At 71.1% G+C, this 15,221-nt stretch carries 11 protein-coding genes and 2 pseudogenes; 3 read left to right on the top strand and 10 right to left on the bottom strand.

Features of this window, described 5'->3' with window-relative positions:
• Window positions 1-81: 81 nt before the first annotated feature.
• The 8 genes from WJ438_RS12060 to WJ438_RS12095 all read right to left on the bottom strand — a co-directional run bounded on the left by WJ438_RS12060 (window position 82) and on the right by WJ438_RS12095 (window position 9,763).
• A complete protein-coding gene (locus tag WJ438_RS12060; protein WP_406725239.1) occupies window positions 82-648 on the bottom strand; it encodes an N-acetyltransferase family protein in 567 nt (188 codons plus the stop codon).
• Between the two features lie 98 nt (window positions 649-746).
• Complete coding sequence (locus tag WJ438_RS12065) at window positions 747-1,595, bottom strand: GNAT family N-acetyltransferase (protein WP_406725240.1); 849 nt, start codon at window positions 1,593-1,595, stop codon at window positions 747-749.
• A 143-nt stretch (window positions 1,596-1,738) separates the two neighbouring features.
• A complete protein-coding gene (gene ispG, locus WJ438_RS12070) occupies window positions 1,739-2,896 on the bottom strand; it encodes a flavodoxin-dependent (E)-4-hydroxy-3-methylbut-2-enyl-diphosphate synthase (RefSeq protein WP_406725241.1) in 1,158 nt (385 codons plus the stop codon).
• Window positions 2,897-3,135: 239 nt separating this feature from the next.
• Window positions 3,136-4,428, bottom strand: coding sequence for a M50 family metallopeptidase (locus WJ438_RS12075; RefSeq protein ID WP_406729660.1), 1,293 nt, complete (start codon window positions 4,426-4,428; stop codon window positions 3,136-3,138).
• Window positions 4,429-4,436: 8 nt separating this feature from the next.
• Window positions 4,437-5,699, bottom strand: coding sequence for a 1-deoxy-D-xylulose-5-phosphate reductoisomerase (dxr, locus tag WJ438_RS12080; protein ID WP_406725242.1), 1,263 nt, complete (start codon window positions 5,697-5,699; stop codon window positions 4,437-4,439).
• Between the two features lie 171 nt (window positions 5,700-5,870).
• Entirely contained in the window at window positions 5,871-7,823 is a 1,953-nt protein-coding gene (locus WJ438_RS12085; RefSeq protein WP_406725243.1) for an acyl-CoA dehydrogenase family protein, read from the bottom strand.
• Between the two features lie 102 nt (window positions 7,824-7,925).
• Window positions 7,926-8,660, bottom strand: coding sequence for an ABC transporter ATP-binding protein (locus WJ438_RS12090; RefSeq protein WP_406725244.1), 735 nt, complete (start codon window positions 8,658-8,660; stop codon window positions 7,926-7,928).
• Window positions 8,657-9,763, bottom strand: coding sequence for an ABC transporter permease (locus WJ438_RS12095; RefSeq protein WP_406725245.1), 1,107 nt, complete (start codon window positions 9,761-9,763; stop codon window positions 8,657-8,659). The genes WJ438_RS12090 and WJ438_RS12095 overlap by 4 nt, the downstream gene beginning before the upstream one ends.
• 168 nt (window positions 9,764-9,931) lie before the next feature.
• On the opposite strand from WJ438_RS12095, the pseudogene WJ438_RS12100 reads away from it, so the two are divergent.
• The 3 genes and pseudogenes from WJ438_RS12100 to WJ438_RS12110 all read left to right on the top strand — a co-directional run.
• Window positions 9,932-11,130 (top strand): annotated as a pseudogene (locus tag WJ438_RS12100) (sensor histidine kinase); the annotation flags it as partial.
• 105 nt (window positions 11,131-11,235) lie between these two features.
• The gene (locus WJ438_RS12105; protein ID WP_406725246.1) at window positions 11,236-11,871 is read left to right on the top strand and encodes a response regulator; all 636 of its coding nucleotides are present in this window, start codon (window positions 11,236-11,238) and stop codon (window positions 11,869-11,871) included.
• 135 nt (window positions 11,872-12,006) lie between these two features.
• Window positions 12,007-12,108: pseudogene (locus WJ438_RS12110) on the top strand (LacI family transcriptional regulator); the annotation flags it as partial.
• 4 nt (window positions 12,109-12,112) lie between these two features.
• Here WJ438_RS12110 and WJ438_RS12115 read toward each other — a convergent pair.
• Entirely contained in the window at window positions 12,113-12,322 is a 210-nt protein-coding gene (locus WJ438_RS12115) for a hypothetical protein (RefSeq protein WP_406725247.1), read from the bottom strand.
• A 1,325-nt stretch (window positions 12,323-13,647) separates the two neighbouring features.
• Window positions 13,648-15,108 (bottom strand): aldehyde dehydrogenase family protein, encoded by a 1,461-nt coding sequence (locus WJ438_RS12120; protein ID WP_406725248.1) that lies wholly within the window; start codon window positions 15,106-15,108, stop codon window positions 13,648-13,650.
• Window positions 15,109-15,221: the final 113 nt, after the last annotated feature.

The following is a 15,221-nucleotide window of genomic DNA, read 5'->3' on the forward strand; positions in this document are numbered from 1 at the left end:
GTCCCCCGCTCGAGCGCAGCCGAGAGCGGGGGAGGGTGATGACAGGAGGTTAGCCGGGCGGGACGGGGCGGTGGAAATCGGTTACGGGCGCCGGAGCGGCAAAGGTGCTCCCATCACCGCGTACGGCTTGGGGGCGCTGGGGAAATGGACCCGGCGGGCGAGGTCCTCGTATCCCAGGGAGCGGTACAGGCCGCGGGCGGGACTCTCGATGTCGATGGCGGAGAGGATCGAGCGGGGTTCGTCGGCTCCGTCGGTGATCGTGGTGATCAGGGCGCGGCCGATGCCGTGCTTCTGGTGGCGCGGGTGGACGTGCAGTTCGGTGATGACGAAGGAGTCGTCGAGCCAGTGGTCTTGACCCTGGGCGCGCAGGTGGGGCTCGACGACGGTGGACCACCAGTGGGCGCGGTCGTTGGGCATGCCGTAGACGAAGCCGACGAGACGGCCGGCGACGGTGGCGCCGAAGGCTCTGGCTCCGCGCAGGGTCATGTGGCGCAGCACGATCTGCCGGCGTACGGCCACCTCGTCGGGGCCGAGGCCGAACGCCGCCGCCTGGACCGCCAGTGCCTCGTCGACGTGGGCGGCGAGGTCGAGGGGGCCGATCACGACGTCGTCGGGATGGGGGTGCCCGTGACCGGGAAAGCGCAGCATGCCGGGGAGACTACAGGGCATCGGCATGGGTCGGGACGCCACCGCGGACCGCACTTCGAGGCCGGGACGGGCGGTGCGGGAGCCTCGGTGCGGGCGGTTCAGAACAGGATGCTCATGAACGCGCCGACCTCCTGGAAGCCCACCTTCTGGTAGGTCCGGCGCGCGGGGGTGTTGAAGTCGTTGACGTAGAGGCTGGCCACGGGGGCGACGTCCGCGAGGGCGTAGCGGAGCACGGCCGCCATGCCGGGGGCGGCGATGCCCCTGCCCCGGTACTCGGGGGCCACCCATACGCCCTGTATCTGGCAGGTCCGGTCGGTGGCGGCTCCGATCTCGGCCTTGAAGACGACCTTGCCGTCGGCGTCGAAGCGGGCGAAGGCGCGTCCGGCGCCGACGAGTTCGGCGACCCTGGCCTGGTAGAGCAGGCCGCCGTCGCCCGCCAGCGGGGAGATCCCGACTTCCTCGGTGAACATCGCCACACAGGCCGGCATGATCTTTTCCATCTCGTCCTTGCGGACGCGGCGGACGTAGGGGTCCGGGGCGATGGTGTCGGGCAGCCTGTCGGTGACCATGAGGGGCTGGTGGGCGCGGACCTCCCTGGCGGGACCCCACTGGGGTTCGAGCAGCCGCCACAGCTCGGCGGTGGGTGCCGCGGGGCCGACGACGGAGGAGCAGCGCCGGCCGGCCCGGCGGGCGCGGTCGGCGAAGGCGCGGACGGCCCGGGGGGTGGCGCAGATGGGGACCAGGTTGGCGCCGGCGTAGCAGAGGGAGGTGAGCATGCCGTCCTCGTACCAGCCCCACATCTCGCCGCCGAGCCGCCATGGGTCCAGGCCCGCGACCTGTACCCGGGATGTCACGAAGGCGTTCGCCACCGGCTCGCGGTCGAGGACGGCGAGGGCGGCGTCCAGGTCACTCGGTTCGAGGACCCGGGAGGTGGTCTGCGTCAACACGCGCGGGGGGCCTCACACATTTGGGTCTGCTGGTTTCCGCACTGTACCTGCCGAATTTGTGTGCTGCCGCTCCGCGGCGGGGAAACGTTTCCTGCCCGGGGGTGTCCCGGGCAGGAACGGCCTGACCAGCCGGGTCGACCGGCTCAGCCGGCGACCGAGATCCGGGGTTCGCCGGAGGCCACGCCGTCGGCCTCCATCCGCTCGGCGATCTTCATGGCCTCCTCGATGAGGGTCTCCACGATCTTCGACTCCGGGACGGTCTTGATCACCTCACCCTTCACGAAGATCTGCCCCTTGCCGTTGCCCGAGGCCACCCCCAGATCGGCCTCACGCGCCTCCCCCGGCCCGTTCACCACACAGCCCATCACCGCCACCCGCAGCGGCACGTCCATCCCCTCCAGCCCGGCCGTCACCTCGTCCGCCAGCCTGTACACATCCACCTGCGCGCGGCCGCACGACGGACACGAGACGATCTCCAGACCCCGCTGCTTGAGATTCAGCGACTCCAGGATCTGCAGACCCACCTTGACCTCCTCCGCCGGCGGAGCCGACAGCGACACCCGGATCGTGTCCCCGATGCCCTGCGAGAGCAGCGCCCCGAACGCGACCGCCGACTTGATCGTCCCCTGGAACGCCGGACCCGCCTCCGTCACCCCCAGGTGCAGCGGATAGTCGCACTGCGCCGCGAGCTGCCGGTACGCCTCCACCATCACCACCGGGTCGTTGTGCTTGACCGAGATCTTGATGTCCCCGAACCCGTGCTCCTCGAACAGCGACGCCTCCCACAGCGCCGACTCCGCCAGCGCCTCCGGCGTCGCCCTCCCGTACTTCCGCAGCAGCCGCCGGTCCAGCGACCCGGCGTTGACCCCGATCCGGATCGGCGTGCCGTGCTCGTGCGCCGCCTGCGCGATCTCCTTGACCTTGTCGTCGAACTGCTTGATGTTGCCCGGGTTGACCCGCACCGCCGCACAGCCCGCCTCGATCGCCGCGAACACGTACTTCGGCTGGAAGTGGATGTCCGCGATCACCGGGATCTGCGACTTGCGCGCGATCGTCGCCAGCGCGTCCGCGTCGTCCTGGGTGGGACACGCCACCCGCACGATCTGGCAGCCCGACGCGGTCAGCTCGGCGATCTGCTGCAACGTGGCACCGATGTCCGCGGTACGCGTCGTCGTCATCGACTGCACCGATACCGGCGCGTCCCCACCCACCGCCACCGACCCGACCTGGATCCTCCGGCTCTTGCGGCGCGGGGCCAGGGTGATCGGAACGGACGGCATGCCGAGAGAAATCGCAGTCATCTGCTGTGCAACCCCAAGTCGTGGATCAAGGTCCGGCTCCCGGTGAGCAGCGGGCTCCGCGCTTCGAGATTACGGCACGGGCGTCGGCCCGAGCACATCCCGTCCGCGAACCCGCCCAAAGGGCGATGGCCCGGAACGAAAGGGTTCCAGGCCATCGTGAACGGCAGATGTCCGGCGGATCCGCACCCGGTGGTGACGTGGGGGTCCGCACCGGTCCGCCCAGCCCGGTCCGGTCCCGGCTAGGAGATCCGTACCGGGTTCACCACGTCCGCGACGAGGACGAGGAGCGTGAAGCAGACGAAGATCCCGGCCACCACGTAGGCCACCGGCATCAGTTTCGCCACGTCGAACGGGCCCGGGTCGGGGCGGCGCAGCACCTTGGCGAGGTTGCGGCGCAGCGACTCCCACAGGGCGCCCGCGATGTGCCCGCCGTCGAGCGGGAGCAGCGGGAGCATGTTGAACAGGAACAGGGAGAGGTTGAACATCCCGAGCATCATCACGAACATGGCCACCTGCTGGGAGGCCGGGATGTCGAGTGTGGCGATCTCGCCGCCGACCCGGGCCGCTCCGACGACGCCCATCGGGGAGTCCGGCTCGCGCGGACCGTCGCCGAAGGCCGCGTCCCACAGGGCGGGCACCTTGGACGGCAGGGCGGCGAGGGAGTCGACGGCGTCGCCGACCCGGTCGGTCATCCAGACCGCGGAGTCCCCGAAGTCCTGTTTGACGACGCCGGTGGCCGCGCTGAAGCCGAGGAAGCCGGCCTTGACGTACTCACCCTCGACGTAGGTCCCGTGGGAGTCCCTCTTCGCGACCTGGTTGGTGGCGATCTTCGCCTGGAGGGTGACCTCCAGGCCGTCGCGGTCGACGACGATCGGCACGGCCTTGCCGGCGCTGTCGCGGATGAGGTCGGAGAGCGTGCCCCAGTCGTTGGTCCTGACGCCGTCGAACGCGACGATCTTGTCACCCGCCTCCATGCCGGCCGCCGCGGCCGGAGACCGGGGGTCGGACTTCACGCACTCGTCGCGGTTCTCGCTCTGCGAGATGACGCACGGGGAGACCGAGCTGACGGTGGTGGTCTGCTGCTGGATGCCGAAGCCCATCAGCACGGTGAGGAACAGCGCCACCGCGAGGATCAGGTTCATGAACGGGCCCGCGAACATCACGATGACCCGTTTCCACGGTTTGCGCGTGTAGAACAGGCGTTTCTCGTCGCCGGGCCGCAGTTCCTCGAAGGCAGCGGAGCGGGCGTCCTCGATCATGCCGCGCCACGGCGAGGTGGAGCGGGCCTCCAGCCGTCCGTCGGCGCCGGGCGGGAACATGCCGATCATGCGGATGTAGCCGCCGAGCGGGATCGCCTTGACGCCGTACTCGGTCTCGCCCTTCTTCCGTGACCAGAGGGTCGGGCCGAAGCCGACCATGTACTGGGGCACCCGGATGCCGAAGAGCTTGGCGGTGGACAGGTGTCCCAGCTCGTGCCAGGCGATCGAGAACAGCAGGCCGACCGCGAAGACGACTATGCCGAGGATGAACATCATGGTCGTCATGCACGCGCCTCCGCGCTCGCCGTACGGGCAGTCAGTTCCCGGGTCCTCGCTCGCGCCCAGGTCTCCGCTTCGAGGACGTCCGGGACGGTCAAGGAGGTTCCCGTCCGCGGGGTGCCGTGCTCCTCGACCACCCGCGTGACGGTATCGATGATCCCGTTGAACGGCAGCGCGCCGGCGCGGAACGCCTCCACGCACTCCTCGTTCGCCGCATTGAACACCGCCGGGGCGGTGCCCGCGAGCCCGCCCACGTGCCGGGCCAGGTCCACCGAGGGGAACGCCTCGTTGTCGAGGGGGAAGAACTCCCAGGTGGACGCCTTGCTCCAGTCGAAGACCGGGGCGGCGTCGGGGACCCTTTCGGGCCAGCCGAGGCCGATGGCGATGGGCCCGCGCATGTCGGGGGGCGTCGCCTGGGCCAGTGTCGACCCGTCCGTGAACTCGACCATCGAGTGGACATACGACTGCGGGTGCACGACGACCTCGATGCGGTCGAAGGGAATGTCGTACAGCAGATGCGCCTCGATGACTTCGAGTCCCTTGTTGACGAGGGTGGCGGAGTTGATCGTGATCACCGGGCCCATGGCCCAGGTGGGATGGGCGAGGGCGTCCTCGACGGTGACGTTCGCCAGCTCGTCCCTGGTGCGGCCGCGGAAGGGGCCGCCGGAGGCGGTGACGACGAGTTTGCGCACGTCCGCGCGGGTTCCGGCGGCCAGCGCCTGGAACAGCGCGGCGTGCTCGGAGTCGACCGGGATGATCTGCCCCGGCTTGGCCAGCTCCTTGACCAGCGGGCCGCCGACGATCAGCGACTCCTTGTTGGCGAGCGCGAGGGTGCGGCCGGCTTCGAGGGCGGCGAGCGTGGGGGCCAGTCCGATGGAGCCGGTGATGCCGTTGAGGACGGTGTGGCAGTCGGAGGCGGCGAGCTGCGTGGCCGCGTCCGCTCCGGCCAGGATCTCGGGCAGCGGCTCCCCCGCCCCGTACCGCGCCGACAGCGCGTCGCGCAGCGCGCCCGCGACGTCCTCGCGGGCGACGGCGACCGTGCGCACCCGCAGCCGGTGGGCCTGCTCGGCGAGGAGGGAGACGCGGCCGCCGTTGGCGGACAGGCCGGTGACCCGGAAGCGGTCGGGGTTGCGCAGCACGAGGTCGATGGCCTGGGTGCCGATCGACCCGGTGGAGCCGAGGATCACCACGTCCTTGGGGCCGTCCCCCGCCACGGGGTCGTACACCAGGTGCGGGTCGGCGAGCGGAGCTGGAGCGTCGGTCATGGAGCCCATTGTGTCCGGTCGCGGGCACTGCCGGGGCCCCGCCCCGGCAGCTCGTGTGTCATGTCCCGCGCCCATGTCCTGTCGCCGTGTCTTCCTGTTCTCTCCCGGCCTCGGCCGTTACCGGCCCGGCCCGGGCTGCCCCGCGCCGGGCCGGGACAGCCCCGGCCCGCCTCAGCGGATCGGTCGGTGCACGTTCTTCCGTGTGCTGGGGCCGGGCGCGGCGTCCGCGATCCAGGGGCCGTCGCCCGACGGGTTGACGACGCCCTGCTCCAGCCACTCGTAGGTGCCGGACAGCACACCCTTGACGACCTTGCGGTCGATGTCGTCGGTGTTGGTCCACAGCCGGTTGAAGAGCTCGTCGACGCGGACGCGGGACTGGCGGCAGAAGGCGTCGGCGAGCTGGTAGGCCTCACGGCCGTGGTCGCCGCGACCGCGCAGCAGTTCGGCGCGGACGCAGGCGGCGCTCATCGCGAACAGTTCGGCACCGATGTCGACGATCCGGCCCAGGAAGCCCTGCTTGGTCTCCATCCGGCCCTGCCAGCGGGACATGGCGTAGAAGGTGGAGCGGGCGAGTTTGCGGGCCGTGCGCTCGACGTACCGCAGGTGCGGGGAGAGGTCGATCCCGTGTTTGAACTCGCCGTAGGTGCCGGGGAGCTGTCCGGGGCCGGCGACCAGTTTGGGCAGCCACTTCGCGTAGAAGACGCCCGCGTTCGCGCCCGCCTTCGCCTTGTCGCCCAGGGATTTCTCGGGGTCGATGAGATCGCCGGCGACCGACAGATGGGCGTCGACGGCCTCCCGCGCGATCAGCAGGTGCATGATCTCGGTGGAGCCCTCGAAGATGCGGTTGATGCGCAGGTCGCGCAGGATCTGCTCGGCGGGCACCGCCCGCTCGCCGCGCGCCCGGAGGGAGTCGGCGGTCTCGAAGCCGCGTCCGCCGCGGATCTGGACCAGTTCGTCGGCCATCAGCCAGGCCATCTCCGAGCCGTACAGCTTGGCGAGCGCGGCCTCGATCCGGATGTCGTTGCGGTTCTCGTCGGCAATCTGGGAGGAGAGGTCGAGCATGGCCTCCAGGGCGAAGGTGGTCGCCGCGATGAACGCGATCTTCGAGCCGACCGCCTCGTGCAGCGCCACCGGCTTGCCCCACTGCTCCCGGGCAGCCGACCACTCACGGGCGATCTTCAGGCACCATTTCCCGGCTCCGACACACATCGCGGGCAGGGACAGCCGTCCGGTGTTGAGCGTGGTGAGCGCGATCTTCAGGCCCTGGCCCTCCTCACCGATGCGGTGGCCGGCGGGAACGCGGACCTGGTGGAAGCGGGTGACGCCGTTCTCCAGCCCGCGCAGGCCCATGAAGGCGTTGCGGTTCTCGACGGTGATGCCCTCGGAGGCCGCCTCCACGACGAAGGCGGTGATGCCGCCCCGATGGCCCTCGCTCTTGGGCACGCGCGCCATGACCACGAGGAGGTCGGCGACCACTCCGTTGGTCGTCCACAGCTTCACGCCGTCGAGGACGTAGCCGCCCTCGCCGTCCGGGACGGCGGTGGTGGCGAGCCGTGCCGGGTCCGAGCCCACGTCGGGCTCGGTGAGCAGGAAGGCCGAGATGTCGGTGCGGGCGCAGCGCGGCAGGAACGTGTCCTTCTGCTCCTGGGTGCCGAAGATCTTCAGCGGCTGCGGGACGCCGATCGACTGGTGGGCGGAGAGCAGCGCGCCGATCGCGGGGCTGGCTGAGCCGACCAGGGCGAGGGCCTTGTTGTAGTAGACCTGCGTCAGACCGAGGCCGCCGTACTTGGTGTCGATCTTCATGCCGAAGGCGCCGAGCTCCTTGAGCCCGGTGACCACCGCGTCGGGGATCCGCGCCTCGCGCTCGATCCGGGTTCCGTCGATCTTCGTCTCGCAGAAGTCGCGGAGTTTGGCGAGGAACTCCTCGCCGCGCTCGGCGTCCTCGTCGGCCGGGAGGGGGTGGGGGTGGATGAGGTCGAGCCGGAAGCGGCCCAGGAACAGTTCCTTGGCGAAGCTGGGCTTGCGCCAGTCCTGTTCCCGCGCGGCCTCCGCAACCTGGCGGGCCTCACGTTCGGTGACGGTGGGTCGGGACGGAGTCCGGGGTGTCTCGGGTGTTGCGGACATGAGGCTCACCTCGCCGCGAATCGGGATGCGTGGACGGCGGCCCGCGAGATCGATGTCCATGATCTTGTGGGCCTGCGTGGTGCTTTACGTTACTGACTGGTGCTACCCGTTCGTATCTACCTGATGTGTAGCGACTCCACCACCCTTTGTGCGTCCGTTCGGCCCACACGCCGACGTGAGGCGTCCGTCGTGGACCTCGGCGATCCGGTCGGCGGCGGCGAGCAGGGCGCGGTCGTGGGTGACCAGGACGGTGGCGGTGGCCCGTTGGTGGGTGAGCCGGGTGATGAGTTCCATGACGGCCGCGCCGCGTTCGTGGTCGAGGGCGCTGGTGGGCTCGTCGACCAGGAGCACGGTGGGGTCGTTCATCAGGGCGCGGGCGATGTTCACCCGCTGGCACTGGCCGCCGGAGAGCTGGTGCGGGCGGCGCCCGGCCTGGTCGGCGAGCCCGACGGCGTCGAGCAGTTCCATGGCCCGGTCACGGGCGCCGCGCGGCCTTCGGCCGTCGATGTGGGCCATGACCTGGAGCTGTTCGGCGGCGGTGAGGGAGGGCAGCAGGTTCGGCTGCTGGAAGACGATGCCGATGCTGCGGCGGCGCAGGTCGGTGAGGTCGCCTCGGCTCATCCCGGTGGTGGGGGTGCCGTTGACGGTGACGGTCCCGGAGTCGGGTGCGACGAGGGTGGCGGCGACGGCGAGCAGGCTGGACTTGCCCGAGCCGGACGGACCGACGACGGCGGTGAGGCTGCCCCTGGGCACGTCGAGGCCGACGCGGTCGAGAGCGGTCAGCCGGAAGTCGCCGTCGGGGTAGGTGAGGGTGACATCGGTCAGTTCGAGGCTCATCGGGCGCTCCCCAGTGCGGTCAGCGGATCGACGGAGGTGATACGGCGGATGGAGAGGGCGGCCCCGAGAGCGCCGAGGACGATCATCACGGCGGCGGGGACGAGGACGGTCCCGGGGGTCAGCTCGAAGGGAACGGCGGAGCCGGAGAGGGCGGCGCCGGTCGCGGCGGCGAGAGCGCCACCGAGGAGGGTTCCGCCGGTCAGCAGGACCAGGGCCTGGCCGAGGGCGTCCGCCAGCAGGCTGCGTGTGGTGGCGCCCAGCGCCTTGAGGACGGCGACGTCACCGCTGCGCTGGATGGTCCACACGGTGAAGAAGGCGCCGATGACCAGCGCGGAGATCGCGAACAGGAAGCCGCGCATCAGCTGCAGGGAACCGTTCTCGGCGGTGTAGGAGCCGATCGCGGACAGGGAGTCGTCCTTCTCGACGGCCAGGGTGCCGGCGGCCCGGTCGATGGACGCGGTGTCCGCGTCCGGGCCGGTGTTCAGGGCGATGACGGTCGCGGTACGGCCGTCGGCGGCGCCGGTGTCCGCGGTGGCACCGGCGGGCGGGGTGATCCCGTCCCAGGTGCCGAGCGTGGCCCACACCACGGGGGTGTGGCTGAAGAAGGCGTCCCCGCTCACCGCGGCGACGGTCAGCCGCCGGTCGGCGAGGGTGACGGTGTCGCCCGGCCCGGCCCCCAGTTCGGTGGCGGCGGTGCTGGACAGCACCACCGTGCGGTCGTCGATCCGGTCGCTTTCGGGGGCGAGCGGCGAGCCCGGTGGCACGCCGAGTACCGAGACCCCGGTGGTCCGTTCTCCGGCGCTCGCCCGGGTGGTGGTGATGCCCAGCGGCTGGGCACGGGTCACGCCGGGCGCCGCCGACCAGGTCCGCCACTGTTCCTCGGTGACGGTGGAGTCGGCGTACGAGAGGTCCTGGCCGTCGGCGGGGGCGGCGAAGGCGATCCGGTCGGCCGGCAGGCCGGTCACGGCCGAGACGTTCTGCCGCGCGAGCCCCGCGGTCAGGCCGGAGAGCAGCCCGACCAGCAGGGTGATCAGCACGACGACGGTGCCCATCAGCGCGAATCGCCCCTTGGCGAATGTGAGATCCCTCCAGGCGACGAACATGTCCCGGCCTGCCCTTTCGATCGGTGGAAGCGATACGTCCCACCCTCGCGGCACGGCCCGGGGCCGGGCATCGCACGCAGGGCCGGATTTTGCGAATCGAAGGATCGGCAGGCGACTCCACCTTTTGATCGATGCCGGTGAGGGGATTTCTCCGTAGGGTGGTGGGTGATGAACGTTCTCACTCCCACCACTCGGCCTCTCGCCCGGTGCCTGCATCTGCTCGTGGCCGGGCTCCTCGTCCTGACCGCCGCGCGGGCGCTGGTCACGCGCGATCCGCAGGCGGGTGCCGTCGTGGCAGTGTGCACCGCCGTGGCAGGGGTCTACGCGGTCGGCCCGCTGACGCCGCTCATGTCCGTCTCCCGCCGGGCCGCCGGGTGGTGGCTCGCGGGGCTGGGCGCGGTCTGGCTGCTGTTGCTGGTGCTGGCCCCGGACGCGGTGTGGCTGGCGTTCCCGCTGTACTTCCTCCAGTTGCACCTGCTCTCCCGGCGCGGCGGGCTGGTCGCGGTCGCCGCCACCGCCGTCGCCGCGATCACCGCGTTCGCCGTCCATGAGCGGGCCTTCTCCCCGCCGGGGCGGTCGGGCCCGCGCTGGGGGCGGCCGTCGCGGCTGCCGTGGTGTGGGGGTACCAGGCGCTGTACCGGGAGAGTGAACAGCGCCGCCGGCTGATCGAGGAACTCACCGTCACCCGCGCCGATCTGGCCACCGCCCAGCACACCGCCGGTGTGCTGGCCGAGCGTGAACGGCTGGCCCGGGAGATCCACGACACCTTGGCCCAGGGCCTGTCCAGCATCCAGCTCCTGCTGCGCGCCGCCGAACGTGTGCTGCCGGAGCGGCCCGAGGCGGCCGGCGCGTATGTCGTGCAGGCCCGGCAGGCGGCCGTCGACAACCTCGCCGAGGCCCGCCGGTTCGTGGCCGCCCTCAGCCCGCCCGCGCTGGAGGGCACCACCGTGGCGGGTGCCCTGGAGCGGCTGTGCGCCACCACCAGCGCCCAGCACCCCGTCACGGTCCGCTTCCGCCGTACCGGTACGCCGCTGACGCTGCCCACCGCGGTGGAGGTGGCCCTGCTGCGCATCGCGCAGTCCGCGCTGTCCAACACCGTCCGGCACTCCGGGGCCCGGGGCGGCACGGTCACGCTCTCCTATCTGGGCGACGCCGTGGCGCTCGACGTGGTGGACGACGGCACCGGGTTCGATCCCGAGCGCCTGGGTGCCCCGGACCCGGCCGCGGGCGGCTTCGGCATCGCCGGGATGCGAGCCCGCACCCGCGCCCTCGGCGGCGCCCTCGCCATCGAGTCGTCGCCGGGCCGGGGCACCGCCCTGTCCGCCCGCTTCCCACTCCGGGCCACCGAGGCAGGGGACGAGCACCCGACCCGGGACGCACACCGGTACGCGAACGAGATCCGGACCGAGAACGAGTTGCCGTCCCGGACCGAGAACGAGTTGCCGTCCCGGATCGGGAGCGAGGTGTAACCGGTGAACGACACCCCCATCCGCATCCTGATCGCCGACGACCACCCGGTGGTCCGGGCGGGCCTGCGCGCCGTTCTGGAGACCGAGCCCGGCTTCAGCATCGTCGGGGCGGCCGCCACCGCCGAGGAGGCCGTGGCCCTCGCGGCAGCCGGCGGGGCCGACGTCGTCCTGATGGACCTGCAGTTCGGCGCCGGGATGAACGGAACACAGGCCACCGCCGCCATCACGGCCCGCCCCGGAGCGCCCCGCGTGCTGATCGTCACCACCTACGACACCGACGCCGACACCCTCCCGGCCATCGAGGCCGGCGCCACCGGATACCTGCTCAAGGACGCCCCGCCCGAGGAACTGGCCGCCGCCGTCCGTACCGCCGCCGCCGGACGCACCACACTCGCGCCGACGGTCGCCGACCGGCTGATGAACCGGCTGCGCACACCGCACACCGCACTGACCCGGCGCGAGACGGAAGTGCTCTCCCTGGTCGCCGAGGGCCTGTCCAACCAGGCCGTCGGCGCGCGGCTGAACCTCACCCAGGCCACCGTGAAGTCGCACCTGGCCCGCGTCTACGCCAAACTCGGCGTGGACTCCCGTACGGCCGCGGTCGCCGCCGCTCTCGCGCTGGGCGTCATCCGCCGCTGAGAGCGGGCCGGGCCCCCTCGGTGTCGTACCGAAGGGTTCGTGGGAACCTGGCCGTGTCGGGGACGGCTCGCATTCCACCCCCCGGGACGGTGGGAGAAAGACCGTCGAGGCGCTTCACGAGAATGGGAGAGCTGGATGGTCGCCCTCGCCGAGGTCGCCCAGCACGCCGGAGCCTTGGCGCGCACGGTGAGCCATGTCCTCAGCGGCAAGCGGTCCATCCCCGCGCACACCCGGCAGTGGCTCAGTCCGTGTCGATCGCGAGCATGCGTATCGCCTTCTTGACCAGTGGCAACGCGGCCCGTAGCCGCTTGTCCCCGCCCGGCTGCTTCGGCAGGTACGAGAACTCGGAATCCGTCAACTGCGGCGGTCTGCCCAGACACCGCTGCCCTTCCAGCTCGTCGCCGATCTTCACGTACGGTGCGGTGAGGAGGGTGTCCAGGGCGGTCTTCACCCCCTGATCCCGGATGTCCTCCTCTGGTGTTCAGTCACGGCTGGCAGGAGATCGACCGCCGTGCCGGCAGACAGTACGGCCGGCCCCGCATCGTCATGCACAAGCAACCGACCTGAGCCTTTGGAACAGCTCGTTCTGAGGCGCCCTGCCTCTGGCCCACAGAGGTCGAAGGCCAAGAAGGAGACGGCCTGGACCAGGTGAACGGATTCCTGCGGCAGTACGGTGCGCTGCCTCCAGGACGTGTCCGGCGGATCATGACGACTCCCATGCGGGAGGTGCTACGCCGTGCGAGGGCGGGGCAACCGCCTGACTACCATGACCTACGCCCGCATACGGCGGCGGGAGGAAATATGGGCGAGAGAACCGATGGTCCGACTGCCAGGGGGCGAAGCGCCGGAGCTTCACATTCCGCACTGCGGCACCTTGGCGCCATGCATCTGAGCGGAGCCATACTCCTGCTCACGTTCTTGGTGCCGCCGTTGTGGATGCTGGACGCCGCCTACGCGACCCCGCCAGGCAATCCCACCGCGGATGCTCCCTTCATCCTCCTCTTCGCTGTGCCGCTGGCATGCGCAAGCTTCCACGTGATGGTGCAGATCCCGGCCGGGCTTTTGGGAGCCTGGCTGGGCAGAAGCCGCACGACACTGGTCAGGTACGGGAGCGCGGTCGTAGCGGCAAGCGCACTGAGTCTGCTCCTCTTCTGGAGCCTGGGAGGGAGCGCCTGGGGCAGCATCTTGCCCGCGTGGGCTGACGCCATGGTGCGCGGATCACTTGGTCTGGCCGGGTACATGTGGGTCATGCGGGCGCGGCCCGGATCCGTGCGCCACGGACAGAGCTGATCGCCGAACCCCGGATTCCGTCCAGTGGATCAGGTGTCAGGCTTGTACAGGCCCACTGAACCACCCCGGCTCTGCCGGCCACGGGACCTACGACTGGGCGCAGACCGTCCTGTCCACCATGCCGCGCTCCGGGGGCTCGGACGGACTCGAGGTCTCCGGCGCCGGAGACGGCGCGACCGCCGTCCGTAAGGCATCGACCACCTCGGCACCCCTTACGCCCACTGTCTGGCCCGTACGACCACGTCACACTCGGCGCGTCCAACGCCGTCGACGGCGTTGCACGGCGTACAGGACCTGCCACCGAGGCCGCGCGGCCCGCTGCGGCTCGCGCGGGTCGGCTTCTTGTCCGGTTGAGGGCCGGGGGCGGCCGACGCGAAGAAGGGGTCCGGCGCCGGAAGGTATCGGTGCCGGACCCCTTCGGACGACGGGCCACTTCCCCGCGAAGCTACCTGAGGAAGGTCGCCGAGAACCGGGGAACGGTCCGCCTCACAGGTCGAGGCCGGTCAGGACCATCACCCGCTCGTAGGTGTAGTCGTCCATCGCGAACCTCACGCCCTCGCGGCCCACACCGGACTGCTTGGTACCGCCGTACGGCATCTGGTCGGCACGGTAGGAGGGCACGTCGCCGACGACCACGCCACCGACCTCCAGGGCACGGTGGGCCCGGAAGGCGGCCTGCAGGTCGTGGGTGAACACCCCTGCCTGGAGGCCGTACTTGGAGTCGTTGACGGCTGCGAAGGCCGCCTCCTCCCCTTCCACCTTCAGCACGTTCAGGACGGGTCCGAAGACCTCCTCGCAGGAGATCCGCACATCGGCCGGTACGTCGGTGAGCACGGTCGGCGCGTAGGAGGCGCCGTCGCGCTTGCCCCCGGTGAGCAGGGTGGCACCGGCGTCGACGGCCTCCTGCACCCACGCCTCGACGCGCTCGGCGGCGTCCTGGCTGACCAGCGGGCCGACGTCGGTGGCGTCATCGGCCGGGTCGCCGGTGACCTGGGCCTCCACGGCGGCGACGATGCGCGGCAGCAGCCGGTCGTAGACGGAGGCGTCCGCGATGACCCGCTGCACGGAGATGCAGGACTGGCCGCCCTGGTAGTTGGAGAAGGTGGCGATGCGGCTCGCCGCCCGGTCCAGGTCCTCGTCGCTCGCCCAGTCGGCGAGGACGACGGCCGCGCCGTTGCCGCCGAGCTCCAGGGTGCAGTGCTTGCGCGGCACCGAATCCATGATCGCGTAACCGACCTGCTCGGAACCGGTGAAGGAGATCACCGGCAGCCGCTCGTCCTGGACGAGGGCGGGCATACGGTCGTTGGGGACCGGGAGGATGCTCCAGGAACCGGCCGGCAGCTCGGTCTCGGCGAGCAGCTCACCGATGAGCAGCCCGGACAGCGGGGTCGCCGGGGCGGGCTTGAGGACGATGGGGGCGCCGGCGGCGATGGCCGGGGCGATCTTGTGGGCACACAGGTTCAGCGGGAAGTTGAACGGCGCGATGCCCAGCACGACGCCCTTGGGGAACCGCCGGGTGAGGGCGAGTCGTCCCCGGCCGCCGGCGTCGGTGTCGAGCCGTTGGGCCTCGCCGCCGTTGAACCGGCGGGCCTCCTCGGCGGCGAACCGGAACACGGACACGGCCCGGCCGACCTCGCCGCGCGCCCACTTGACCGGCTTGCCGTTCTCGGCGGAGATCAGCCGGGCGATCTCCTCGGTGCGCTCGACGAGCCGGCGGCTGACGTGGTCGAGGGCGGCGGCGCGGACGTGGGCGGGGGTGGCGGCGAACTCGTCCCGTACGGCGTACGCGGCGGCCACGGCCTCCTCGACCTGAGCGTCGGACGGCACGCTCACGGTGCCGACGACCCGGCCGTCCCACGGAGAGGTGACGTCGAAGGCAGCCTCGCCCGTGGCCTGGCGGCCGGCGAGCCAGAAGGCGTGGGTGGCTGCCGATTCTTCCTTTGGCATGGCGAGTCCCGGCCCTTCCGCGTTGGAGATGAGTTGGTTCTGAATCCACGGTAGGGCCGGGGTGACGACGGGTCGTTTGTCCAAGTCGTAGCAGTCGGGTGCCGACGCACGCC

The organism is Streptomyces sp. GD-15H, from assembly GCF_045291515.1.
Classification (GTDB): Bacteria; Actinomycetota; Actinomycetes; order Streptomycetales; family Streptomycetaceae; genus Streptomyces.

Excerpts from the sequence above, each read along its gene's own strand:
- dxr (WP_406725242.1), bottom strand. The coding sequence starts at position 5,699 with ATGACCGACGCTCCAGCTCCGCTCGCCGACCCGCACCTGGTGTACGAC.
- WJ438_RS12120 (WP_406725248.1), bottom strand. The coding sequence starts at position 15,108 with ATGCCAAAGGAAGAATCGGCAGCCACCCACGCCTTCTGGCTCGCCGGC.
- ispG (WP_406725241.1), bottom strand. The coding sequence starts at position 2,896 with ATGACTGCGATTTCTCTCGGCATGCCGTCCGTTCCGATCACCCTGGCC.
- WJ438_RS12095 (WP_406725245.1), bottom strand. The coding sequence starts at position 9,763 with ATGTTCGTCGCCTGGAGGGATCTCACATTCGCCAAGGGGCGATTCGCG.
- WJ438_RS12060 (WP_406725239.1), bottom strand. The coding sequence starts at position 648 with ATGCTGCGCTTTCCCGGTCACGGGCACCCCCATCCCGACGACGTCGTG.
- WJ438_RS12085 (WP_406725243.1), bottom strand. The coding sequence starts at position 7,823 with ATGTCCGCAACACCCGAGACACCCCGGACTCCGTCCCGACCCACCGTC.
- WJ438_RS12075 (WP_406729660.1), bottom strand. The coding sequence starts at position 4,428 with ATGTTCATCCTCGGCATAGTCGTCTTCGCGGTCGGCCTGCTGTTCTCG.
- WJ438_RS12090 (WP_406725244.1), bottom strand. The coding sequence starts at position 8,660 with ATGAGCCTCGAACTGACCGATGTCACCCTCACCTACCCCGACGGCGAC.